Source organism: Pseudomonas sp. GW460-LB5, from assembly GCF_059423245.1.
Genome location: NZ_JBWKXT010000008.1, coordinates 68519 through 90203, shown reverse-complemented (window position 1 = coordinate 90203; position 21685 = coordinate 68519). Strand labels below are relative to the sequence as shown.

The window sequence follows — 21685 nt, the reverse complement described above, 5'->3', positions numbered from 1 at the left end:
CGCGGGCGGCGCTCGATCTCACAGGCGATGAAAATGTATCGCCAAGCCCATCAGCGAGAAATGAGCTCAATCAAGCAAAACCGCCCCTGAACCTCCAACCCAAGCAACTCATCGTTGCCCTCCAGGCGCAGGCAGTCATACAACCCCAACCGCTGCACCTCACGCCCCGCCATGGTCACTTCCACGTGGCTGCTGGCAGCAAACAACAGCACCGTCGACGCCGAGCTGTACAAGCGGCTTGTGCCATCGAACCACTGCAACCGCGCCCGGTACCGCTGCGGTGCATAGATCAGGTTGAAATCGCGGATCGCCCCACCCAGCAGCTTGCAGCTGACCTGGCTCTCACCGCCGAAGGCAAAGGCATCGAACGGCAGCAACGGCCGGCTGGGTTGGTCATCGACCAACAGCCGCATACCATCGCCCTGCAGCACTGTGATGATCCGCTGGTAACCGGCGAAGGTGGAAAAGCCGCCAGACTCTTCGATATCGGCAATCGACAGGCGCCAGCCAAAACCGTCCAGGCCCTCACCACTGTCGCGGGTGATCTCTTCGGTGAAACCGCCACCGTTCTTCCACGGCATGCGCGGGTAATCCTGCGCGCGCAACAACTGCAACTGGCTCATTTGCTGAAACGTCCTTCCAGGCGATGACGGGAACCGGGGTGGATCAGCCGTGCAGCGGTCACCGGCTGGCGACCGGACCAGGTACGGCGGCGAATGAGCAGGCATGGTTCGCCCCGCTCGATCTGCAGCAGGCGACATTCTTCCGGCTCTGCCAGGATGGCTTCGACCACGTGCTCACCCTCGGTCAGCGGCGCTACCTGGGACAGGTAGGCATATGGCGTCTGCCGGGTGAAATCCTGCTTGAGGTAGTCGGGTGCGATCGCGGCGTTGACGTAGCGGTCCTCGATCTGCACCGGCACACCGTTCTCGAAATGCACGATCAGCGAGTGGAACACTCGCTGGCCTTCGCGCATGTCCAGGGCCAGGGCCCGTTCGGAACCGGCTGCTTCCTCGGTGAGCGTGATCACCTGGCAGCTATGCTGATGGCCGCGTGCGGCAATTTCATCGGCAATGTTGTTGACTTCGAACAACGCCGAACGGCCCTTGGGCTCGGCTACGAAAGTGCCAACCCCTTGCATGCGCACCAGCAGGCCTTCGGCCGTGAGTTCGCGCAGGGCACGGTTGATGGTCATGCGGCTGAAACCCAGTTCGTTGACCAGTTCACTCTCCGAGGGCACCCGGTGATGGGGTGGCCAGCTGCCGTTGTCGATCTGCTGGATGATCATCTGTTTGACCCGGGCGTACAGCGGCGCCGGGCCCTCGCCCATCTGGGCAACCAGCGCGGAGACAGGAGGTGTCGGCACGGCGTTGGATCCTTGTGCGTATGGAATGAGCGGTAGCTTGCCGCAGTTTACCCGGCAGGCAAACGCCTGTATATGTATATACAAGTTAACAATAACAGGATTTCACCGATGTCCGCCTATTTCGCCGAACGCGCCCTGCTACCTACGGGCTGGGCCCGCCATGTCCGTATCGAGGTCGCCAGCGATGGCCATGTGACCCGCATCGAGCCGGGCGCTTCGGCCGAAGGCGCCGAGCGCCTGGCAGGCCCGTTGCTGCCCGGTATGCCCAACTTGCACTCACATGCCTTCCAGCGTGCCATGGCGGGCTTGGCGGAAGTCGCCGGCAACCCCAACGACAGCTTCTGGACCTGGCGCGACCTGATGTACCGCCTGGTCGGGCAGATCACCCCAGACCAGTTGCAGGTCATCGCCCGCCAGCTGTATATCGAAATGCTCAAGGCCGGCTACACCTCGGTGGCCGAATTCCATTACGTGCACCACGACCAGGCAGGCACGGCCTACGCCGACCCGGCCGAGCTGTCCCGCCGCATCAGCACGGCCGCGGCCGACAGTGGCATTGGCCTGACCCTGTTGCCGGTGCTGTACAGCTACGCCGGGTTCGGCGGCCAGGCACCGAACGACGGGCAGCGGCGCTTCATCAACACCACCGAACAGTACCTGCAACTGCAAACGCAACTGGCCCCGCTGCTGGCCGCGCAACCTGCGCAGCAACTGGGCCTGTGCTTCCACTCGCTGCGTGCGGTGACGCCGGGGCAGATCGCCGAAGTGCTGGCGGCCAGCGACAAACAATGCCCGGTGCATATCCATATCGCCGAGCAGCAGAAGGAGGTGGACGACTGCCTGGCCTGGAGCGGCCTGCGCCCGCTGCAATGGTTGTACGAGCATGTGGATGTGGACCGTCGCTGGTGCCTGGTGCATGCCACCCATGCCGAGCCGGATGAAGTCACCGCCATGGCCCGCAGTGGCGCGGTGGCCGGGTTGTGCCTGACCACCGAGGCCAACCTGGGCGACGGGATTTTCCCGGCGGTGGACTTCCTGGCCCAGGGCGGGCACATGGGCATCGGCTCGGACAGCCATGTGTCACTAAGCGTGGTGGAAGAACTGCGCTGGCTGGAATATGGCCAGCGGCTGCGGGACCAACGACGCAACCGCTTGTACCGTGGCGACCAGCCGATGGTCGGGCGCACGCTGTACGACGCCGCGCTGGCGGGCGGTGCACAGGCACTGGGCCAAGCGGTCGGTGAACTGGCCGTGGGCAAGCGCGCCGACTGGCTGGTACTGGATGGACAAGACCCTTACATCGCCATGGCGGATGGCGATGCCATTCTCAACCGCTGGCTGTTTGCTGGCGGGGATCGCCAGGTGCGCGATGTGATGGTGAATGGGCAATGGGTGGTGCGCCAGGGGCGGCATGCCCAGGAAGAGGAAAGCGCGCGGGCGTTTGCCGGGGTGCTGCGGCAGCTCTTGGGGTGAGCGTATTGGGGCTGCTTTGCAGCCCTTTCGCGGCACAAGGCCGCTCCTACAGGGGAACGCGTATCCCTGTAGGAGCGGCCTTGTGCCGCGAAAGGGCCGCAAAGCGGCCCCAAAAATCAGTGCATTTTTACGATTTGCTGATCGGACGCCCGCCAGATAAGCCGGCTGGTGTCATACCCCTGCTGGCGTGCCTTGGCCAGCAGGTGCTCGCGCTCCCAGGCCGGTAGCGTCGGCGTGCGTGACAGTATCCACAGGTACTTGCGGTCCGGGCTGCCGACCACTGCCGTGCGGTAGCGATCGTCCACGTACAGAATCCAGTATTCGCCCCGCGCCACGCCAGGCACCAGCTTGGTGAACCAGTTATCGAACTCTACCCACAGCTTGTCGGTGTGCCCCGGCTCCTGGATGCTTGCGTGCCCCTCGGCACGCAGCCACTCATCACCCATGGTGCGGCAGCGGTTGAGCACACCAAACGTGCCATCAGGCTTGAGGTTGTAATGCGCCTCGGACTGCTCGCAGCCGGTCTGGTAGCGCATGGGCAGGCGCGCCAGCTCGAACCATTTGCCCTGGTAGCGCTTGAGGTCGACGTTGCCAGCGGTCTTCGGCGCCAGCGGGTCATGCACGGAGCCTGCACAACCGCCCAGCAGCAATGCCAGGCATACCCCCATCAGCAGGTACAGACGCCTCATTTGAGGCCCTGCCCTGAATACATCAGCACCTTGTCAGCCGCGTACTGCACGCTGATGAAGCTCTTCTCGTCCCCCCAGGTGCAGCTGCTCATGCCCAGCGCGCCAGAGCACTCGGTCGGCGTACCGAGCAACTGCTCGACCTCGGCCTTGTTCATACCGGCCTTGATCTTGGAATAGTTTTCCTGGTTGATCTTGCTGCAGGCAGTCAGGACGACGCACAGCGACAACAGGGCGAGGGAACGCAACGACATGAAGGACACTCCTGAAGAGGGGAAACAGGCGAGTGGCCTGCAGTGACCTTCGACGGGAAAATCCCTCCCAGGTTCCCTGCCCTACCCACTTTACCCCTACACCATTGGTCGGATGGCCACTACTGTGCGATTAATCACAAAGCATTAATCACTTCCCAATAAAAAGGCCGCACCCTTGCAGGTGCGGCCTCGCATCGCGATGGCCTGCGTAGCAGGCCCCGTGGGCATCAGAACCTGGACCCAGGCTCCAGCAAAAAGTCCATCTCTTCGCTGGTGCTTGGCCGCTCAAGCACCAGGTTGCGGTGCGGGAAGCGACCAAACCGGGCAATCACCCGCTGGTGCTGCTCGGCATAGTCCAGGAAGCCTTCGAACAGCCGCCGGCTGGCTTCGGGCTGCTCGTCCAGCAACAACTGATAGCGCTCGACACACAGGTTCTGCCAGTCCAGCACCTCGGCATGCTCAAGCACCAGCAGCACGAACACACGCTGTATCGGCAGCAACTGGTAGTCCCAGCCCTTCTGCAGGCCCTGCATCGCCACCACCTGGGCGCGCCGGTCGCCCTCGAAGGCGCGCGGCGTGTCGCGGTAGATCATGCGCGGCAACTGGTCCAGCAAGATCAACAGGCCCAGCCAGCCCTGCGGGCTTTGCTGCCATTCATCGAGCCCGCCCGCCAAGGCGTGCTCGACCAGGTCGCCAAACAGCGCATGGGCATCGGCATCGTGGTGCTTGCCGAACCACAGCGTGCTCTTCTCGTCAGCCACGGCCTGGGCACTGGTGCCCCAACCGAACCACCATTCCAGCAACGGCTGCCAAGGTGCGAGCATGACTTACTCCTTGTGGTAGGCGGTGACGCGCTCTACTTCTTCCTTCGAGCCAAGGATCACCGACACGCGCTGGTGCAGGCTCTCTGGCTTGATGTCGAGGATGCGATCGTAACCGTTGGTAGAGGCGCCGCCTGCCTGTTCGATAATGAACGACATCGGGTTGGCTTCGTACATCAGGCGCAGCTTGCCCGGCTTGCTTGGCTCGCGGGCGTCACGTGGGTACATGAACAGACCGCCACGGGTCAGGATGCGGTGCACATCGGCCACCATCGAGGCGATCCAGCGCATGTTGTAGTTCTTTTTCAGCGGGCCGGTTTCGCCGGCCAGCAGTTCGCCCACGTAGCGTTGTACCGGGGCTTCCCAGTGACGCTGGTTGGACATGTTGATGGCGAATTCGGCGGTGGTTGCCGGCACCTGGATGTTTTCGTGGGTCAGGACGAAGCTGCCCAGTTCACGGTCCAGGGTGAAGCCCTTGACGCCGTTGCCCAAGGTCAGGATCAGCATGGTCTGCGGGCCGTAGATGGCGTAACCGGCGGCGACCTGCTCGGTGCCTGGCTGCAGGAAGGCTTCTTCGTTGAGGCTTTCGTTCTGGCTCAGGTACTGGTTAGGGCAACGCAGCACCGAGAAGATGGTACCGACCGAGACGTTGACGTCGATGTTCGACGAACCGTCCAATGGGTCGAAGACCAGCAGGTACGCACCTTTCGGGTACTTGCCCGGAATCTGGTAGGCGTTGTCCATTTCTTCGGAGGCCATGCCGGCCAGGTGGCCGCCCCACTCGTTGGCTTCCAGCAGGATATCGTTGGAAATCACGTCCAGTTTCTTCTGGACTTCGCCCTGCACGTTTTCAGTGCCCATGCTGCCCAGCACGCCACCGAGGGCGCCTTTGGACACGTGATGGCTGATTTCCTTGCACGCACGCGCCACCACTTCGATCAGGAAGCGCAGATCGGCAGGGGTATTGTTGCTGCGGGTCTGCTCAATCAGATAGCGACTCAGGGTAACGCGGGACATGTATGGCTCCGAAAGGATTGTGGGAGTAAAAACCCCCGCAGTTTACAGGGAGAGTGGCAGGCTAGCGAGCAATGAGACTCGCCACGGCTCTCAGACGGCACAATAGGTCGCTAGTTCAGCCTGCGCCAGGCCGGCTGTCGAGTGAAGCTGCTTTACAGTCCAATCGCGGGGCAAGCCCGCTCCCACAGGTTTGCGCTGCCTTCAAGACAACGCAGATCCTGTGGGAGCGGGCTTGCCCCGCGAATGGGCCGCAACCCGGCCCCACATGCTCAATCCAGTGCCTTCCAGATCTCGGTCGCATATTCGCGAATGGTCCGGTCCGACGAGAACCAGCCCATCCGCGCCGTGTTCAGCACGGCCATACGCCACCACTCCTGCGGTGTGTGCCACAGTTCTTCGACCCGCCGCTGGGCATCCCAGTAGGCATCGAAGTCGGCACACACCAGGAAGCGGTCATAGGCCACCAGCCCGTCGATCAACCCGGTATAGCGTGATGGGTCGTCTGGCGAGAACACACCACTGCGAATCGCCTGCAACACGTCGCTCAAGCGGTTGGAAGCGGCTATGGCGGCGTTTGCACCAAAATCACCGGCACGCTTGCGCGCCTCGACCTGCTGCGCAGTCAGGCCAAAGATGAACATGTTGTCGGCACCCACCTGTTCGCACATTTCCACGTTGGCACCGTCCAGGGTGCCGATGGTCAGCGCGCCGTTCAGGCCGAACTTCATGTTGCTGGTACCGGAGGCTTCATAACCTGCGGTGGAAATCTGCTCGGACAGGTCGGCCGCCGGGATGATGCTTTCGGCCAGGCTGACGTTGTAGTTAGGCAGGAACACCACCTTGAGCAGACCGCGCACGGTCGGGTCATTGTTCACCACCCGGGCAATGTCGTTGGCCAGCTTGATGATCAGCTTGGCCTGGTGGTAACTGGCCGCAGCCTTGCCGGCGAAGATCTTCACCCGCGGCACCCAGCTGGTGCCGGGATCGTTGCGAATGGCCTGATACAGCGCCACGGTGTGCAGCAGGTTGAGCAGCTGGCGCTTGTACTCGTGGATCCGCTTGACCTGCACATCGAACAGCGCTTCAGGGTTCACCGTGACACCAATGCGGTCCTGGATGATGCTGGCCAGGGCACGCTTGCTGTGCAGCCGTTGAGCAGCGAACTGCTTGCGGAAACTGGCCTTGTCGGCAAATGGCACCAGGCCAACCAGAAGCCCTTCAGGGTCGTCCTTGAGTTCCGGCCCGAGCGCTTCGACCAGCATCTCGGTCAGCTGAGGGTTTGACTGGTACAGCCAGCGGCGAAAGGTAATGCCGTTGGTCTTGTTGTTGATCCGTTGCGGGTAGAGCTTGTGCAGCTCGGAAAACACCGTGCTCTTCATCAGCTTGCTGTGCAGCGCGGACACACCGTTGACGCTGTGCGAGCCCAGAAACGCCAGGTTACCCATGCGCACCCGGCGCCCATTGTCTTCCTCGATCAGCGACACCGCGCGCAGCACGTCGAAATCGTGCAGGCCTTTGGCCCGCAATGCATCGATATGGTAGGCGTTGATCAGGTAGATGATCTGCATGTGCCGCGGCAGCATGCGCTCCATCAGGGCTACCGGCCAGGTTTCCAGGGCTTCGGGCAGCAGGGTGTGGTTGGTGTAGGCGAGCGTGCCAACAGTCAGTTCCCAGGCCTTGTCCCAGGGCACTTCATGCTGGTCCACCAGCAGCCGCATCAACTCGGCAACGGCAATCGAAGGGTGTGTGTCGTTGAGCTGGATGGCCGCCGCGTCGGGCAGGTTGAGCAGGTCCTTGTGCATGTTCAGGTGACGGCGCAGCAAGTCCTGCAGCGAAGCCGACACAAAGAAGTACTCCTGACGCAGGCGCAGTTCCTGCCCCGCCTCGGTGCTGTCGGCCGGGTACAGCACGCGCGAAATGCTCTCGGCCCGCGCCACTTCGGCCACGGCCCCCAGGTGGTCACCGGCATTGAAGCGCTCCAGGTGCAGCTCTTCCAGCGCCCGCGCACGCCACAGGCGCAGTGTGTTGACGCTGGATCCACGCCAGCCGACCACGGGCGTGTCGTAGGCCACCGCCCGCACCGTTTCGCCCGGCGACCATACTTGCCGCTGGTTGCCACTGGCATCGTTGACGGTTTCGACACTGCCGCCGAAGCTGATCGGGTAGATCACCTCAGCACGCTCGAACTCCCAGGGGTTACCGAAGTCCAGCCAGTTTTCGGTCTGTTCCTGCTGCCAGCCATCGACTACAGCCTGACGGAACAACCCATGTTCGTAGCGAATGCCGTAACCATGGGCGGCGATGCCCAGGGTGGACATGCTTTCCATGAAGCACGCAGCCAGGCGGCCGAGACCCCCGTTACCCAGGGCGGCGTCGGGCTCGAGCAGGCGGATGCGCTCCAGGTCCACGTCCAGCCCTTCCAGCGCATCACGGGCGACGTCCAGCAGCCCCAGGTTGCTCAGGCTGTCGTACAGCAAGCGCCCGATAAGGAACTCGAGGGAGAGGTAATAGACCCTTTTCTGGCTACGACGATAGGCCAGGCGGGTGTGGTCCATCCAGTGGTCGACCATGTGGTCGCGCGCGGCCAGAGCGATGGCCTCGAACCAGTCGTGGTCGAACGCATGTTCCGGGTCCTTGCCGACCGCGTAGGTCAGCTTGTTCAGTACAGCGGCGCGAAATTCGGCCACCTCGGCGTCACGTGCTTTGGGTTCCTGAGACATGCGGCATCCTCTGGCAAGTTGACGAAAGCGGAGGGAGATTGATCAGACTAGACCCTTCGACAGGGAGTGACAGTGACTGTTCGCAGTTTTCATGCCGACTCTGCGAATCCGGCAAAAGGTTGTTCATAAATTGAGCAATTCCGGTATCATCGCGCGCCCCAAGACCGTGATCCACCCTATAAAGATGAAAACGACCCTGATCGCCGCCGCCGAAGTCGACCGCCTGGAGACTTGGCAGCGCTACGCCAGCCACATGTGCCACGGCTGCCATTCGACCTGCTGCACCCTGCCGGTAGAGGTGAAGATCAAGGATCTGATCCGTATCGGCGTGGTGGACGAGTTCGAGAAAGACGAACCCCCCAAAAACGTGGCTAAACGCTTGCAGAAGGAAGGCATCATCGAGCGCTTCAACCAGAAGTCAGGGATCTTCACCCTGACCCGGATGAGCAACGATGACTGCATGTATCTGGATCGTAAAAGCCGGCTGTGCACCATTTATGACAAGCGCCCGGATACCTGCCGCAACCACCCCAAGGTCGGGCCGCGGCCGGGGTATTGCGCCTATAAGCCCAAGGTGGTCGGGCGCTGATCGTCAGGCTTCAAGGGCCTCTTCGCGGGCAAGCCCGCGAAGGGGCCAACACAAATCCTGAAGGCATAAAAAAACGCCCCCGGCCTTTCGACCGGGGGCGTTTTCATTCAGCCAAAGCTAACTTAGCTGTTCTTGGCTTTCTTGGCAGCGCGGGTACGCTCGCTTTCGTCCAGGATCTTCTTGCGAAGACGGATGGACTTCGGCGTTACTTCGCACAGCTCGTCTTCCTGGATGTATTCCAGAGCCTGTTCCAGGGTGAAGCGAACAGGCGGAACCAGGGCGATGACTTCGTCTTTACCCGAAGCACGCATGTTGTCGAGCTTCTTGCCCTTGGTAGGGTTGACGCCCAGGTCGTTGTCGCGGCTGTTCTGGCCGATGATCTGACCGTTGTAGATCTCCTGACCGTGCTCGACAAACAGCTTGCCACGCGCCTGCAGGGTTTCCAGCGAGTAGGTCAGCGCCTTGCCGGTTTCGACCGAAACCAGTACGCCGTTCTGACGGCCGGACATGTGGCCGGACTTCACAGCGTCATAGCGGTCGAAGATCGAGGTCAGGATGCCTGCACCGTTGGTCAGGGTCAGGAACTGGTTACGGAAACCGATCAGACCACGCGCCGGGATGTTGTATTCCAGGCGAACACGGCCCTTGCCATCCGGGACCATGTTGGTCAGGTCGCCTTTACGCAGACCCATTTCTTCCATGACCTTGCCCTGGGATTCTTCAGGGATGTCGATGGTGACGTTTTCGAACGGCTCTTGCTTGACGCCGTCTACTTCGCGAATGATTACTTCTGGGCGGCCCAGGGCCAGCTCGAAGCCTTCGCGACGCATGGTTTCGATCAGTACCGACAGGTGCAGCTCGCCACGGCCCGAGACCTTGAACTTGTCTGGGGAATCGGTTTCTTCAACGCGCAGGGCTACGTTGTACAGCAGCTCTTTGTCCAGACGGTCCTTGATGTTACGGCTGGTGACGAACTTGCCTTCCTTGCCGCAGAACGGCGAGTCGTTGACCTGGAAGGTCATCGAAACGGTTGGCTCGTCAACGGTCAGCGGCTTCATCGCCTCAACGGCGGTCGGGTCGCACAGGGTGTCGGAGATGAACAGCTCGTCGAAACCGCTGATGCAAACGATGTCGCCAGCCTGGGCTTCTTCAACGTCGACGCGGTGCAGGCCGTGGTGACCCATCAGCTTGAGGATACGGCCGTTACGCTTTTTGCCGTCAGCGTCGATGGCGACAACCGGGGTATTCGGCTTGATGCGGCCACGGGCAATACGGCCAACGCCGATAACACCCAGGAAGCTGTTGTAGTCCAGTGCAGAGATCTGCATCTGGAACGGGCCGTCACGGTCAACAGCTGGCGCTGGAACGTGGTCGATGACAGCCTGGTACAGGGCAGTCATGTCTTCGCCCATTTCGGTGTGGTCCAGACCGGCAATGCCGTTCAGGGCCGAAGCGTAGACCACTTTGAAGTCCAGCTGCTCGTCGGTAGCGCCGAGGTTGTCGAACAGGTCGAAGATCTGGTCCAGAACCCAATCAGGACGCGCGCCCGGGCGGTCAACCTTGTTGATCACGACGATTGGCTTCAGGCCAGCTTCGAAAGCCTTCTTGGTCACGAAGCGGGTTTGCGGCATAGGGCCGTCTTGAGCGTCGACCAGCAGCAGCACGGAATCGACCATCGACATTACACGCTCAACCTCGCCACCGAAGTCGGCGTGGCCGGGGGTGTCGACGATGTTGATGTGGTAGCCGTTCCAGTTGATGGCGGTGTTTTTCGCCAGAATGGTAATACCGCGCTCTTTTTCCTGGTCGTTGGAGTCCATGACGCGCTCGTCGTTGAGCTCGTTACGCTCCAGAGTGCCGGACTGACGCAGGAGTTTGTCGACCAGGGTGGTTTTACCATGGTCAACGTGGGCGATGATGGCGATGTTACGCAGATTTTCGATCACAAGTGTATCTCGATCAGAGGATTCGGTTGCCGCCCAGTGTAGGCGGCCAATATGTACTGTTTAAGGCTCAGCGGGCCCGGTGGTCGGGAGGGCGATGGCGGATACTGCCGCCATACAGCCCCGGCGTCTTATGTCGGACGATAAACACGCACATTGGCATGTCCCTCACTGAGCAGATGGTGTGCGTGCAAACGGCTCATCACACCCTTGTCGCAATACAGCAAGTACTGGCGCGTGGGGTCCAGGTGCTTGAACTTGCTGTTGATGGCATAAAACGGCATGGCCTGGACTTCGATACCGTCCAGCACCAGGGGTTCGTCTTCCTGGGCATCGGGGTGACGAATGTCGATGACGATCTGGCCCGACAGCGCCTCGGCCACTTCCTCGATTTCGACATCCTTGCCCAGCTCGTCGATCACATGGTCGATGGAGATCAGCTTGGCGCGCTCCAGGGCGCGCTCCAGCACGGCCATGTCGAACTGCTTCTCTTCATGCTCAATGCGGTGGCGCTTGGCGTGAGTGGTCGGGTTTACCGAAATCACGCCGCAGTATTCTGGCATGTGCTTGGCGAAGTCGGCGGTGCCGATTTCGGTGGCCTGGTCGATGATGTCCTGCTTGTGGCTGGCCAGCAGCGGGCGCAGCACCAGCTTGTCGGTGGCCGAGTCGATGATCGACAGGTTCGGCAGGGTCTGGCTGGACACCTGGGAAATGGCCTCGCCCGTGACCAGGGCATCGATTTCCAGGCGGTCAGCCATGTGCGCGGCACCGCGCAGCATCATGCGCTTGAGGGTCACGCCCATGTAGCTGTTGTCGACCTTGTTGAGGATCTCGCCGACCACTTCTTCGAACGGCACGCTGATGAACAGCACGCGCTGGCTGCTGCCGTACTTCTTCCACAGGTAGTGGGCCACTTCCATAACGCCCAGCTCGTGGGCACGGCCGCCAAGGTTGAAGAAGCAGAAGTGGGTCATCAGGCCACGGCGCATCATCTGGTAGGCTGCCACGGTGGAGTCGAAGCCACCGGACATCAGTACCAAGGTCTGCTCCAGGGCGCCCAGCGGGTAGCCGCCGATCCCCTGGTGCTGGTTGTGGATCACGTACAGGCGCTGGTTGCGGATTTCGATGCGCACCAGCACTTCAGGCTTCTTCAGCTCGATGCCGGCCGCGCCACACTGTTGGCGCAGCTGGCTGCCGACGTAACGGTCGACGTCCATCGAGGTGAAGTCATGGTGGCCCCCGCGCTTGCAGCGCACGGCAAAGTGCTTGCCGGCCAGCAGGTGGCCGAAGTGCTGCTTGCACTTGGCAACGATGTCATCGAAGTCACCCAGCGGGTATTCCTCTACCTGCAGGAAATGGGTGATACCCGGGGTGCAGGTGAGGCGTTCGATCATCTCGCGCTGGACTTTTTCGTCTTCGATGCGGGTGACCACTTCGAGATTGTCCCAGACACCATCGACCGCGAGCTCAGGATCGAGGTCCTTGAGCACGTTGCGGATGTTCTTGGCGAGCTGACGGATGAAGCGCTTGCGCACCGGCCGGCTCTTGATGGTGATTTCTGGGAAGACTTTGACGATAAGTTTCATTGGTTAACAGCGCGCGCAGGGCCTGCCGAAAATGTGGGGCGCGAATTATAGCGGAAACTGCTCAGGATTTGACCAACTTTTGTACAGAAGGTTGGATTTATATTGCCTGTACTGGCCTCCTCGCCGGCAAGCCAGCTCCCACAGGACTTCGGCGGGCCTCAAGACCTGCGCCCTCTCAGTGGGAGCTGGCTTGCCGGCGATGAGGCCCTTAAAGGAAGCACACAGCCAACCAATGCACCCTATTGGTGCGTTGATGCCAAAAACCGCATCGTAAGGGTGCACTTTTCCCCGCCAACCCACCGCCAAATGCCCGCAAACGCCTGCTTTTATCCCACCCTCGCCATTTTCGGGCACTGGCATGCAATTTGCTCCCTTGTGAGGCAGGTAAGCTTGGCCGACTATCCGCGCCCGGCAACACCCTTTTTCCAGGGCAGCGGCCCACCGCGCTCTAGACCATCCGGAGGACAACATGTCGAAGTCGGTTCAACTCATCAAAGATCATGACGTCAAGTGGATTGATCTGCGTTTCACGGACACCAAAGGCATTCAGCACCACGTGACCATGCCGTCGCGTGATGCGCTGGACGAAGACTTCTTCGAAGTCGGCAAGATGTTCGACGGCTCCTCCATCGCTGGCTGGAAAGGCATCGAAGCGTCCGACATGATCCTGATGCCGGTCGACGACACCGCCGTGCTGGACCCGTTCACCGAAGAACCAACCCTGATCATCACCTGCGACATCGTCGACCCGTCGAGCATGCAGGGCTACGATCGCGACCCACGTGCGATCGCCAAGCGCGCCGAAGAGTACCTGAAGAGCACCGGCATCGGTGACACCGTATTCGCAGGCCCGGAGCCAGAGTTCTTCATCTTTGACGAAGTGAAGTTCCACTCGGACATCTCCGGCTCGATGTTCAAGATCTTCTCCGAGCAAGGCTCGTGGATGACCGGCGCTGACGTGGAAGGCGGCAACAAAGGCCACCGTCCAGGCGTGAAAGGCGGCTACTTCCCTGTTCCGCCGTTCGACCACGACCACGAAATCCGTACTGCCATGTGCAACGCACTGGAAGAAATGGGTCAGACCGTTGAAGTTCACCACCACGAAGTGGCGACTGCCGGCCAGAACGAAATCGGCGTCAAGTTCAACACCCTGGTGAAGAAAGCTGACGAAGTACAGGCCCTGAAATACGTCGTGCACAACGTTGCCGACGCTTACGGCCGTACCGCTACCTTCATGCCGAAGCCACTGTACGGCGACAACGGTTCGGGCATGCACGTGCACATGTCGATCTGGAAAGACGGCAAGAACACCTTCTCGGGTGAAGGCTATGCCGGCCTGTCCGACACCGCCCTGTACTTCATCGGCGGTATCATCAAGCACGGTAAGGCCCTGAACGGCTTCACCAACCCGTCGACCAACTCCTACAAGCGTCTGGTCCCAGGCTTCGAAGCTCCGGTAATGCTGGCCTACTCGGCTCGCAACCGTTCCGCCTCGATCCGTATTCCTTACGTCGGCAGCCCGAAAGCCCGCCGTATCGAAGCACGCTTCCCGGACCCATCGGCCAACCCGTACCTGGCCTTCGCGGCCCTGCTGATGGCCGGCCTGGACGGCATCCAGAACAAGATTCACCCAGGCGATGCTGCCGACAAGAACCTGTACGACCTGCCACCAGAAGAGGCCAAGGACATTCCGCAAGTCTGCGGCAGCCTGAAAGAAGCCCTGGAAGAGCTGGACAAAGGCCGTGCGTTCCTGACCAAGGGCGGCGTGTTCTCCGACGACTTCATCGATGCCTTCATCGAACTGAAGTCGGAAGAAGAGATCAAGGTCCGTACCTTCGTGCACCCGCTGGAATACGAGCTGTACTACAGCTGCTGATCTGATCGCCGCTTCGCGCCGATGACATGATCAAGACGGCCTCCTTCGGGAGGCCGTTTTCGTTTGCGCCACACGCAGAACCCTCGCCCGCCACGCTATGCTCTATCTTGGTGCAAGATTGAGTACAGTGCCCCGATTTGCTCCCCAATCTGGTTCACATTAAACGTTTCATCAAGACTTTCTGATCCGAATTTGCGCAGATCCAGGCCTTTATCGGCAAATCCCGCTTCTTTTCGGAGCTTTGGTTTGTTTCTTGCATTTTTTCTGCGGAGAGACACGCATCAGCCGATGCACCCCGAGCCCGGCCCTGGCCAAAGAAATGCCAGGCAAGCGCCAAAAGAGGTCAACGACGCCTTATGACCATCAGCGATGCGCAGCACCGTCTGCTTCTGGACAACCTGACCACCGCCACGTTGCTGCTCAACGCCGAGCTGCGCCTGGAATACATGAACCCGGCCGCGGAAATGCTGCTGGCCGTCAGTGGTCAACGTAGCCATGGGCAGTTCATCAGCGAGCTGTTTACCGAATCGACCGAGGCGCTCAGCTCGTTGCGCCAGGCCGTCGAGCAGGCGCACCCGTTCACCAAGCGCGAAGCGCAGCTCACCTCGCTGACCGGGCAGACCATCACCGTGGACTATGCGGTAACGCCCATCCTCAACCAGGGCCAGACCCTGCTGTTGCTGGAGGTGCACCCCCGCGACCGGCTGTTGCGCATCACCAAGGAAGAGGCCCAGCTGAGCAAGCAGGAAACCACCAAGATGCTGGTGCGCGGCCTGGCCCACGAAATCAAGAACCCCCTTGGCGGCATTCGCGGCGCGGCCCAGTTGCTGGCCCGCGAGCTACCCGAAGAAGGCCTGCGCGACTACACCAACGTAATCATCGAAGAGGCCGACCGCCTGCGCAACCTGGTCGACCGCATGCTCGGCTCGAACAAACTGCCATCGCTGGCCATGACCAACATCCACGAAGTGCTGGAGCGGGTCTGCAGCCTGGTCGACGCCGAAAGCCAGGGCTGCATCACTTTGGTGCGCGATTACGACCCAAGCCTGCCGGACGTGCTGATCGACCGCGAGCAGATGATCCAGGCCGTGCTCAACATCGTGCGTAACGCCATGCAGGCGATCAGTTCGCAGAACGAACTGCGCCTGGGCCGCATCACCCTGCGCAGCCGCGCCTTGCGCCAGTTCACCATCGGCCATGTTCGCCATCGCCTGGTCGCGCGGGTGGAGATCATCGATAACGGCCCGGGCATTCCACCGGAACTGCAAGACACCCTCTTCTATCCCATGGTCAGTGGCCGCCCGGACGGTACCGGGCTGGGCCTGGCCATTACCCAGAACATCATCAGCCAGCACCAGGGCCTGATCGAGTGCGAAAGCCACGCAGGCCACACCGCCTTCTCGATCTACCTGCCCCTGGAACAAGGAGCCACCGCCTCATGAGCCGAAGTGAAACCGTATGGATCGTCGACGATGATCGCTCCATCCGCTGGGTCCTGGAAAAAGCCCTGCAACAAGAAGGCATGACCACCCAGAGCTTCGACAGCGCAGATGGCGTGATGGGCCGCCTGGCACGCCAGCAGCCGGACGTGATCATTTCCGACATCCGCATGCCGGGCGCCAGCGGTCTCGACCTGCTGGCACAGATCCGCGAACACCACCCGCGCCTGCCGGTCATCATCATGACCGCCCATTCCGACCTCGACAGCGCCGTGGCGTCGTACCAGGGCGGTGCTTTCGAGTACCTGCCCAAGCCGTTCGATGTGGACGAGGCCGTCTCGCTCGTCAAGCGCGCCAACCAGCATGCCCAAGAGCAGCAAGGCCTGGATGTGCCACAGAATCTGGCACGCACCCCGGAGATCATCGGTGAAGCCCCGGCAATGCAAGAGGTGTTCCGCGCCATCGGCCGCCTTAGCCATTCCAACATCACCGTACTGATCAACGGCGAGTCCGGCACCGGCAAAGAGCTGGTCGCCCATGCCCTGCACCGCCACAGCCCGCGTGCGGCGTCGCCGTTCATTGCCCTGAACATGGCGGCCATCCCCAAGGACCTGATGGAGTCCGAGCTGTTCGGCCATGAAAAAGGGGCTTTCACCGGTGCTGCCAACCTGCGCCGGGGCCGCTTTGAACAGGCCGATGGCGGCACCTTGTTCCTCGACGAAATCGGTGACATGCCCGCCGACACCCAGACCCGCCTGCTGCGGGTACTGGCCGATGGCGAGTTCTATCGCGTTGGCGGGCATGTGCCGGTCAAGGTCGACGTGCGCATCATTGCTGCGACTCACCAGAACCTGGAGTCGCTGGTGCAGGCGGGCAAGTTCCGTGAGGACTTGTTCCACCGCCTGAACGTGATCCGCATCCACATTCCGCGGCTGGCCGACCGTCGCGAGGATATCCCTGCCCTCGCCCGCCACTTCCTTGCCCGGGCCGCTCAGGAGCTGGCCGTCGAGCCGAAGATTCTGAAACCGGAAACCGAAGAGTTCATCCGCAACCTGCCATGGCCGGGCAATGTGCGGCAGATGGAAAACACCTGCCGCTGGATCACCGTGATGGCCTCCAGCCGCGAGGTGCTGATTGGCGACCTGCCCCCCGAGCTGCTGAACCTGCCACAGGATGCTGCACCGGTCACCAACTGGGAGCAGGCCCTGCGCCAGTGGGCCGACCAGGCGCTGGCACGCGGGCAGTCGAACCTGCTGGACAGCGCGGTGCCGAGTTTTGAACGGATCATGATCGAGACGGCGCTCAAGCACACCGCCGGACGGCGCCGGGATGCGGCCCTGTTGCTGGGTTGGGGGCGTAATACCCTGACGCGCAAGATCAAGGAGCTGGGGATGAACGTGGCGGGTGGGGATGACGAGGAAGGTGACGAGCACTGACTTATCGGTAAACCCGTAATCTCCCGGGGCTGCTTTGCAGCCCTTTCGCGGCACAAGGCCGCTCCCACAGGGGTTCGCGTTCTCCTGTAGGAGCGGCCTTGTGCCGCGAAAGGGCCGCAAAGCGGCCCCAGCTATTTCAGCCCCGATGCACCGATCCTGTGCCCGATGCACCGCTGGAAGGCACAAACCCCCTCAAAACTCGGCCAAATCCCCCTCAAAGCCCAACATTCACGGGCTTTGCAAAATTGGCACGCCCCCTGCAATAGCTAATACATACCCAGTTTCGGGGGCCCTGGTACAGGCAGGCCGGGTGAACCCCTCTTTTATTCGCAGCACCGCCCGTTTTGGGGACCTCGGTACAGGCAGGCCGGGTCATCCCCCCTTTATACGCAGTAACCCCTTTTGGGGACCCTGGTACAGGCAGGCCGGGATATCCCCTCTTTTATTCGTGCAGTTTCACCTGTACCCGCCAACGCCCATCGTCCTCTGCACCGGCCCACTCGCCGTGCAGGGGACGCGCGGCAATCACCGTCAGCAACAACCCTTCCTGACTCTTCTGTACCCGCCAACTGACCGGTTTGCCCTGCAGGCTCAATTGCCCCTGCTGAGCCTTGCCCTGAGCCTGGAACAGCAGCGCAACCGTGCCTTCCACATTCTCGCCATGCAGCTTGGGTTCTTCGTTGAACCACAGCGTCAGGCCATCCTGCACCACCTCCACCTGCTGCAGCTCACGCTCGTCGGGCGCGGTCAGGCGGCCGATCATCAGCCCTACCATCAAGCCGACAATCGCCAGTGACAGCATTACCCGTGGGAAGGCCTTCGAACGCACGTCCGGTTCAGGGGTAGAATGCCCGTCATCTTCACGCTTGGAGCCGTGCATGTTTCACGTCATCCTTTTTCAACCAGAAATTCCGCCGAATACCGGCAACATCATTCGCCTGTGCGCCAACAGCGGCTGCGACCTGCACCTGATCGAACCCATCAGCTTCGAACTGGATGACAAGCGCCTGCGTCGCGCGGGGCTGGATTACCATGAGTATGCCACGCTCAAGCGCCACGAGAGCCTGGCCGGATGCCTGGAAAGCCTGGGTAATCCAAGGCTGTTCGCCTTTACCACCAAAGGCTCGCACCCGTTCCATGAAGTGGCCTATCAGCCGGGCGATGCCTTCCTGTTCGGGCCAGAGAGCCGCGGGTTGCCGGCCGAGGTGCTGGACAGCCTGCCGGCTGAACAACGCCTGCGCCTGCCAATGCGGCCGGGGTGCCGTAGCCTGAACCTGTCCAATACCGTGGCGGTGACGGTGTATGAGGCCTGGCGGCAGAACGGGTTTGCCGGTAGCTGATGCATTGGCAGGGGCGGCCTCTTTGCGGGGTAAGCCCGCTCCCACAAGGGTTGGGCGTACACAGTTCAACGTGGGGGCGGGCTTGCCCCGCGAAGAGGCCGGAACAGGCAACAAAAAAGCGCCCCGAGAGGCGCTTTCTTGATACCGGCAGTGATTACTGCACAGTCGGCACTTCGCCCGCTTCCTGCATGCGCTGCATTTCTTGCGCGTACAGTGCGTCGAAGTTGACCGGCGACAGCATCAGGGCCGGGAACGAACCGCGGGTCACCAGGCTGTCCAGGGTCTCACGGGCGTAAGGGAACAGGATGTTCGGGCAGAACGCACCCAGGGTGTGGCTCATCGAAGCCGCATCCAGGTTGGCGATCAGGAAGATACCGGCCTGCTGCACTTCAGCAATGAAGGCCACTTCGTCACCGTTCTTGACGGTAACCGACAGGGTCAGCACCACTTCGTGGAAGTCACCTTCCAGAGCCTTCTGCTTGGTGTTCAGGTCCAGCGCAACGCTTGGCTCCCAGGTCTGACGGAAGATCTGCGGGCTTTTCGGGGCCTCGAACGACAGGTCGCGCACATAGATGCGCTGCAGGGAGAACTGAGGGCTGTTGTCTTCTGCAGCAGCGCCGTTGGTCTGTTGGTCAGTCATGGCAGGTCCTTATCCTAATGTTTTTGAATGCAGTGCAAATCAGGCCGCCAGCAGCGCGTCGAGCTTGCCAGCGCGCTCCAGGGCATAGAGGTCATCGCATCCACCGACGTGGGTGCTGCCGATCCAGATCTGCGGCACCGACGTACGGCCGGCCTTCTGGCTCATCTCGGCGCGAACCTGCGGCTTGCCGTCGACCTTGATTTCCTGGAAGGCCACGCCCTTGCTCTCGAGCAGGTACTTGGCGCGCATGCAGTAGGGGCAGTAGTCGCTGGAATAGACGATGACGGGCTTCATATCACTTCACCAGGGGCAGGTTATCGGCTTTCCAGCTGGAAACGCCACCGCTCAGTTTGGCAGCGGTGTAGCCAGCCTTGAGCAGTTCGCGGCAGTGGGTGCCGGACTGCTGGCCCATTGCGTCGACAACGATCAGGGTCTTCTCTTTGTGCTTTTCAAGCTCGCTCATGCGAGCGGCCAGCTTGTCCTGCGGAATGTTGATGGCACCGACGATGTGGCCAGCGGCGTATTCCTTGGCAGTACGGATGTCGATGACCAGGCCCTTGTCGGCGTTGACCAGGGCGGTCAGTTGGCCATTGCTCAGGCTCTGGCCGCCGCGGCGGATTTCGTTGAGCAGCAGCAGGACCAGCAGAACAACGAAAATCGCAACCAGGATGTAGTGATCTGTCGCGAATTGAATCAGGTGAGCAACCATCAGCGGTGTTCCAGGCGATTGAAAATGCCGGCCAGTATACACAGCCCCCCAGTACCACCAAAGCCCGACGGGCGGGCTGCAAAGGTACCTTCATGTTGCCGCATTGGCCGCGCTGGTCAGGGAACAGGACGAATATTCGCCGCAGGTGGCGTATTTGCCCTAAAATGCGTGTCTTTATCATCTTTGAACAACCGTGAGTTTGATTGATGACGAGTACGCCCAAACCCCTGGTCCTGATCATCCTGGATGGCTTCGGCCACAGTGAAATCCCCGAACACAACGCCATCTTTGCCGCCAATACGCCGGTTTATGATCGCCTGCGCGCCACCCGGCCGCATGGGCTCATTTCCGGCTCGGGCATGGATGTCGGCCTGCCGGACGGGCAGATGGGCAACTCCGAAGTCGGTCACATGAACCTGGGGGCCGGCCGCGTCGTCTACCAGGACTTCACCCGCGTCACCAAAGCCATCCGCGATGGCGAGTTCTTCGAGAACCCGGTGCTAACCGGCGCCGTGGACAAGGCAACCAGTGCCGGCAAGGCCATTCACATTCTCGGCCTGCTGTCTGATGGCGGCGTGCACAGCCACCAGGACCACCTGGTTGCCATGGCCGAACTGGCTGCGCAGCGCGGGGCAGAAAAGATCTACCTGCACGCCTTCCTCGATGGCCGCGACACCCCGCCACGCAGCGCCCAGTCGTCCATCGAACTGATCGACGCCACCTTCGCCAGGCTGGGCAAGGGCCGCATCGCCAGCCTGATCGGCCGCTACTTTGCCATGGACCGCGACAACCGCTGGGACCGTGTCAGCGCCGCCTACAACCTGATCGTCGACAGCACCGCCGAGTACACCGCCGACACCGCCCAGGCCGGCCTGGAAGCGGCCTATGCCCGTGACGAGAGCGACGAGTTCGTCAAGGCCACGCGCATTGGCGAGGCGGTCAAGGTTGAAGATGGCGACGCCGTGATCTTCATGAACTTCCGCGCCGACCGCGCCCGCGAGCTGTCGCGTGCGTTTGTGGAAACCGACTTCAGCGAGTTCCCACGCGCCCGCCTGCCAAAACTGGCGGCCTACATCGGCCTGACCCAGTATTCGGCCAAGATCCCGGCCCCGGCGGCTTTTGCACCCTCCAGCCTGAACAATGTGCTGGGCGAGTACCTGGCCAAGAACGGCAAGACCCAGCTGCGCATCGCCGAGACCGAGAAGTACGCCCACGTTACCTTCTTCTTCTCGGGCGGGCGTGAAGAGCCGTTTGAAGGTGAAGAACGCATTCTGATCCCGTCGCCGAAGGTCGCCACCTACGACCTGCAGCCGGAGATGAACGCGCCGCAAGTGACCGATCGCATTGTCGAAGCCATTGAGCAGCAGCGTTACGATGTGATCGTGGTCAACTACGCCAACGGTGACATGGTTGGCCACACAGGCGTGTTCGAGGCAGCGGTCAAGGCGGTCGAAGCGCTGGATACCTGTGTAGGGCGCATTGTCGAAGCACTGGAGAAGGTAGACGGCGAAGCGCTGATTACCGCCGACCATGGCAACGTCGAGCAGATGGAAGACGAATGCACCGGCCAGGCGCACACCGCGCACACCACCGAGCCGGTGCCGTTCATCTATGTGGGCAAGCGCAACGTCAAGGTACGCGAAGGCGGTGTGCTGGCCGATGTGGCACCGACCATGCTGAAGCTGCTGGGGCTGGAAAAGCCGGTGGAAATGACCGGGACGTCGATCCTGATCGACGCCTGATTGGCGCCATTCGCGGGACAAGCCCGCTCCCACAACGCACTGCGTGGG

The 21685-nt window shown here is 61.4% G+C and carries 20 protein-coding genes; 7 read left to right on the top strand and 13 right to left on the bottom strand.

The window, feature by feature from the left end:
• Positions 1–50: 50 nt before the first annotated feature.
• Together AC07XM_RS07695 and hutC are read right to left on the bottom strand one after the other, a co-directional pair.
• The gene (locus AC07XM_RS07695) at positions 51–623 is read right to left on the bottom strand and encodes a HutD/Ves family protein (protein WP_016489583.1); all 573 of its coding nucleotides are present in this window, start codon (positions 621–623) and stop codon (positions 51–53) included.
• On the bottom strand, positions 620–1330 hold the full coding sequence (hutC, locus tag AC07XM_RS07690) for a histidine utilization transcriptional repressor HutC (protein WP_172455918.1): 711 nt from the start codon (positions 1328–1330) through the stop codon (positions 620–622). The genes AC07XM_RS07695 and hutC overlap by 4 nt, the downstream gene beginning before the upstream one ends.
• Before the next feature lie 144 nt (positions 1331–1474).
• On the opposite strand from hutC, the gene AC07XM_RS07685 reads away from it, so the two are divergent.
• Positions 1475–2839, top strand: a complete 1365-nt coding sequence (locus AC07XM_RS07685; protein ID WP_095116394.1) for a formimidoylglutamate deiminase — start codon at positions 1475–1477, stop codon at positions 2837–2839.
• A 116-nt stretch (positions 2840–2955) separates the two neighbouring features.
• Here AC07XM_RS07685 and AC07XM_RS07680 read toward each other — a convergent pair whose 3' ends face one another.
• From AC07XM_RS07680 to AC07XM_RS07660, 5 genes are all read right to left on the bottom strand, one after another.
• Entirely contained in the window at positions 2956–3528 is a 573-nt protein-coding gene (locus AC07XM_RS07680; protein WP_016489586.1) for a lipocalin family protein, read from the bottom strand.
• Complete coding sequence (bamE, locus tag AC07XM_RS07675) at positions 3525–3779, bottom strand: outer membrane protein assembly factor BamE domain-containing protein (RefSeq protein ID WP_003249234.1); 255 nt, start codon at positions 3777–3779, stop codon at positions 3525–3527. The genes AC07XM_RS07680 and bamE overlap by 4 nt, the downstream gene beginning before the upstream one ends.
• Before the next feature lie 227 nt (positions 3780–4006).
• Positions 4007–4603, bottom strand: coding sequence for a DUF924 family protein (locus AC07XM_RS07670; protein WP_016489587.1), 597 nt, complete (start codon positions 4601–4603; stop codon positions 4007–4009).
• A gap of 3 nt (positions 4604–4606) precedes the next feature.
• Positions 4607–5617: a class 1 fructose-bisphosphatase gene (locus tag AC07XM_RS07665; RefSeq protein ID WP_012274595.1), complete on the bottom strand. Its 1011-nt coding sequence runs from the start codon at positions 5615–5617 to the stop codon at positions 4607–4609.
• A gap of 269 nt (positions 5618–5886) precedes the next feature.
• A complete protein-coding gene (locus AC07XM_RS07660; RefSeq protein WP_016489588.1) occupies positions 5887–8337 on the bottom strand; it encodes a glycogen/starch/alpha-glucan phosphorylase in 2451 nt (816 codons plus the stop codon).
• Between the two features lie 184 nt (positions 8338–8521).
• On the opposite strand from AC07XM_RS07660, the gene AC07XM_RS07655 reads away from it, so the two are divergent.
• Positions 8522–8926, top strand: a complete 405-nt coding sequence (locus AC07XM_RS07655) for a YkgJ family cysteine cluster protein (RefSeq protein WP_049870388.1) — start codon at positions 8522–8524, stop codon at positions 8924–8926.
• Positions 8927–9048: 122 nt separating this feature from the next.
• On the opposite strand, the gene typA is transcribed toward AC07XM_RS07655, so the two are convergent.
• Together typA and thiI are read right to left on the bottom strand one after the other, a co-directional pair.
• On the bottom strand, positions 9049–10872 hold the full coding sequence (typA, locus tag AC07XM_RS07650) for a translational GTPase TypA (RefSeq protein WP_016489590.1): 1824 nt from the start codon (positions 10870–10872) through the stop codon (positions 9049–9051).
• Positions 10873–11000: 128 nt separating this feature from the next.
• Positions 11001–12455, bottom strand: a complete 1455-nt coding sequence (gene thiI / locus AC07XM_RS07645; protein ID WP_102689455.1) for a tRNA uracil 4-sulfurtransferase ThiI — start codon at positions 12453–12455, stop codon at positions 11001–11003.
• 469 nt (positions 12456–12924) lie between these two features.
• On the opposite strand from thiI, the gene glnA reads away from it, so the two are divergent.
• The 3 genes from glnA to ntrC all read left to right on the top strand — a co-directional run bounded on the left by glnA (position 12925) and on the right by ntrC (position 17206).
• Entirely contained in the window at positions 12925–14331 is a 1407-nt protein-coding gene (glnA, locus tag AC07XM_RS07640) for a type I glutamate--ammonia ligase (protein WP_016489592.1), read from the top strand.
• A 356-nt stretch (positions 14332–14687) separates the two neighbouring features.
• Positions 14688–15773, top strand: coding sequence for a nitrogen regulation protein NR(II) (gene glnL, locus AC07XM_RS07635; protein WP_016489593.1), 1086 nt, complete (start codon positions 14688–14690; stop codon positions 15771–15773).
• Positions 15770–17206, top strand: a complete 1437-nt coding sequence (ntrC, locus tag AC07XM_RS07630) for a nitrogen regulation protein NR(I) (RefSeq protein ID WP_016489594.1) — start codon at positions 15770–15772, stop codon at positions 17204–17206. Before glnL ends, ntrC begins: the two co-directional genes overlap by 4 nt.
• Before the next feature lie 442 nt (positions 17207–17648).
• Here ntrC and AC07XM_RS07625 read toward each other — a convergent pair whose 3' ends face one another.
• Positions 17649–18086, bottom strand: a complete 438-nt coding sequence (locus AC07XM_RS07625) for a hypothetical protein (protein ID WP_016489595.1) — start codon at positions 18084–18086, stop codon at positions 17649–17651.
• On the opposite strand from AC07XM_RS07625, the gene trmL reads away from it, so the two are divergent.
• On the top strand, positions 18085–18546 hold the full coding sequence (gene trmL / locus AC07XM_RS07620; protein ID WP_013974580.1) for a tRNA (uridine(34)/cytosine(34)/5-carboxymethylaminomethyluridine(34)-2'-O)-methyltransferase TrmL: 462 nt from the start codon (positions 18085–18087) through the stop codon (positions 18544–18546). The genes AC07XM_RS07625 and trmL overlap by 2 nt on opposite strands.
• A 154-nt stretch (positions 18547–18700) precedes the next feature.
• On the opposite strand, the gene secB is transcribed toward trmL, so the two are convergent.
• Genes secB through AC07XM_RS07605 form a run of 3 tightly spaced genes read right to left on the bottom strand, consistent with a single transcriptional unit; the run spans position 18701 to position 19895 of the window.
• Positions 18701–19186, bottom strand: coding sequence for a protein-export chaperone SecB (secB, locus tag AC07XM_RS07615; RefSeq protein WP_016489596.1), 486 nt, complete (start codon positions 19184–19186; stop codon positions 18701–18703).
• Positions 19187–19225: 39 nt separating this feature from the next.
• Positions 19226–19480, bottom strand: a complete 255-nt coding sequence (gene grxC, locus AC07XM_RS07610) for a glutaredoxin 3 (RefSeq protein WP_016489597.1) — start codon at positions 19478–19480, stop codon at positions 19226–19228.
• Position 19481: 1 nt separating this feature from the next.
• A complete protein-coding gene (locus AC07XM_RS07605; RefSeq protein WP_016489598.1) occupies positions 19482–19895 on the bottom strand; it encodes a rhodanese-like domain-containing protein in 414 nt (137 codons plus the stop codon).
• 206 nt (positions 19896–20101) lie between these two features.
• Here AC07XM_RS07605 and gpmI point away from each other — a divergent pair, with 206 nt between their 5' ends.
• Positions 20102–21637 (top strand): 2,3-bisphosphoglycerate-independent phosphoglycerate mutase, encoded by a 1536-nt coding sequence (gene gpmI, locus AC07XM_RS07600; RefSeq protein WP_102689454.1) that lies wholly within the window; start codon positions 20102–20104, stop codon positions 21635–21637.
• Positions 21638–21685 lie beyond the last annotated feature (48 nt).

What these genes read in the sequence shown, in the direction of transcription:
- AC07XM_RS07660 (WP_016489588.1), bottom strand. Translation starts at nt 8,337, where the DNA reads ATGTCTCAGGAACCCAAAGCACGTGACGCCGAGGTGGCCGAATTTCGC.
- bamE (WP_003249234.1), bottom strand. Translation starts at nt 3,779, where the DNA reads ATGTCGTTGCGTTCCCTCGCCCTGTTGTCGCTGTGCGTCGTCCTGACT.
- secB (WP_016489596.1), bottom strand. Translation starts at nt 19,186, where the DNA reads ATGACTGACCAACAGACCAACGGCGCTGCTGCAGAAGACAACAGCCCT.
- trmL (WP_013974580.1), top strand. Translation starts at nt 18,085, where the DNA reads ATGTTTCACGTCATCCTTTTTCAACCAGAAATTCCGCCGAATACCGGC.
- hutC (WP_172455918.1), bottom strand. Translation starts at nt 1,330, where the DNA reads ATGGGCGAGGGCCCGGCGCCGCTGTACGCCCGGGTCAAACAGATGATC.
- glnA (WP_016489592.1), top strand. Translation starts at nt 12,925, where the DNA reads ATGTCGAAGTCGGTTCAACTCATCAAAGATCATGACGTCAAGTGGATT.
- AC07XM_RS07670 (WP_016489587.1), bottom strand. Translation starts at nt 4,603, where the DNA reads ATGCTCGCACCTTGGCAGCCGTTGCTGGAATGGTGGTTCGGTTGGGGC.
- AC07XM_RS07680 (WP_016489586.1), bottom strand. Translation starts at nt 3,528, where the DNA reads ATGAGGCGTCTGTACCTGCTGATGGGGGTATGCCTGGCATTGCTGCTG.
- AC07XM_RS07655 (WP_049870388.1), top strand. Translation starts at nt 8,522, where the DNA reads ATGAAAACGACCCTGATCGCCGCCGCCGAAGTCGACCGCCTGGAGACT.
- glnL (WP_016489593.1), top strand. Translation starts at nt 14,688, where the DNA reads ATGACCATCAGCGATGCGCAGCACCGTCTGCTTCTGGACAACCTGACC.
- AC07XM_RS07695 (WP_016489583.1), bottom strand. Translation starts at nt 623, where the DNA reads ATGAGCCAGTTGCAGTTGTTGCGCGCGCAGGATTACCCGCGCATGCCG.
- grxC (WP_016489597.1), bottom strand. Translation starts at nt 19,480, where the DNA reads ATGAAGCCCGTCATCGTCTATTCCAGCGACTACTGCCCCTACTGCATG.
- AC07XM_RS07685 (WP_095116394.1), top strand. Translation starts at nt 1,475, where the DNA reads ATGTCCGCCTATTTCGCCGAACGCGCCCTGCTACCTACGGGCTGGGCC.
- AC07XM_RS07665 (WP_012274595.1), bottom strand. Translation starts at nt 5,617, where the DNA reads ATGTCCCGCGTTACCCTGAGTCGCTATCTGATTGAGCAGACCCGCAGC.
- AC07XM_RS07625 (WP_016489595.1), bottom strand. Translation starts at nt 18,086, where the DNA reads ATGCACGGCTCCAAGCGTGAAGATGACGGGCATTCTACCCCTGAACCG.
- ntrC (WP_016489594.1), top strand. Translation starts at nt 15,770, where the DNA reads ATGAGCCGAAGTGAAACCGTATGGATCGTCGACGATGATCGCTCCATC.
- AC07XM_RS07605 (WP_016489598.1), bottom strand. Translation starts at nt 19,895, where the DNA reads ATGGTTGCTCACCTGATTCAATTCGCGACAGATCACTACATCCTGGTT.
- gpmI (WP_102689454.1), top strand. Translation starts at nt 20,102, where the DNA reads ATGACGAGTACGCCCAAACCCCTGGTCCTGATCATCCTGGATGGCTTC.
- thiI (WP_102689455.1), bottom strand. Translation starts at nt 12,455, where the DNA reads ATGAAACTTATCGTCAAAGTCTTCCCAGAAATCACCATCAAGAGCCGG.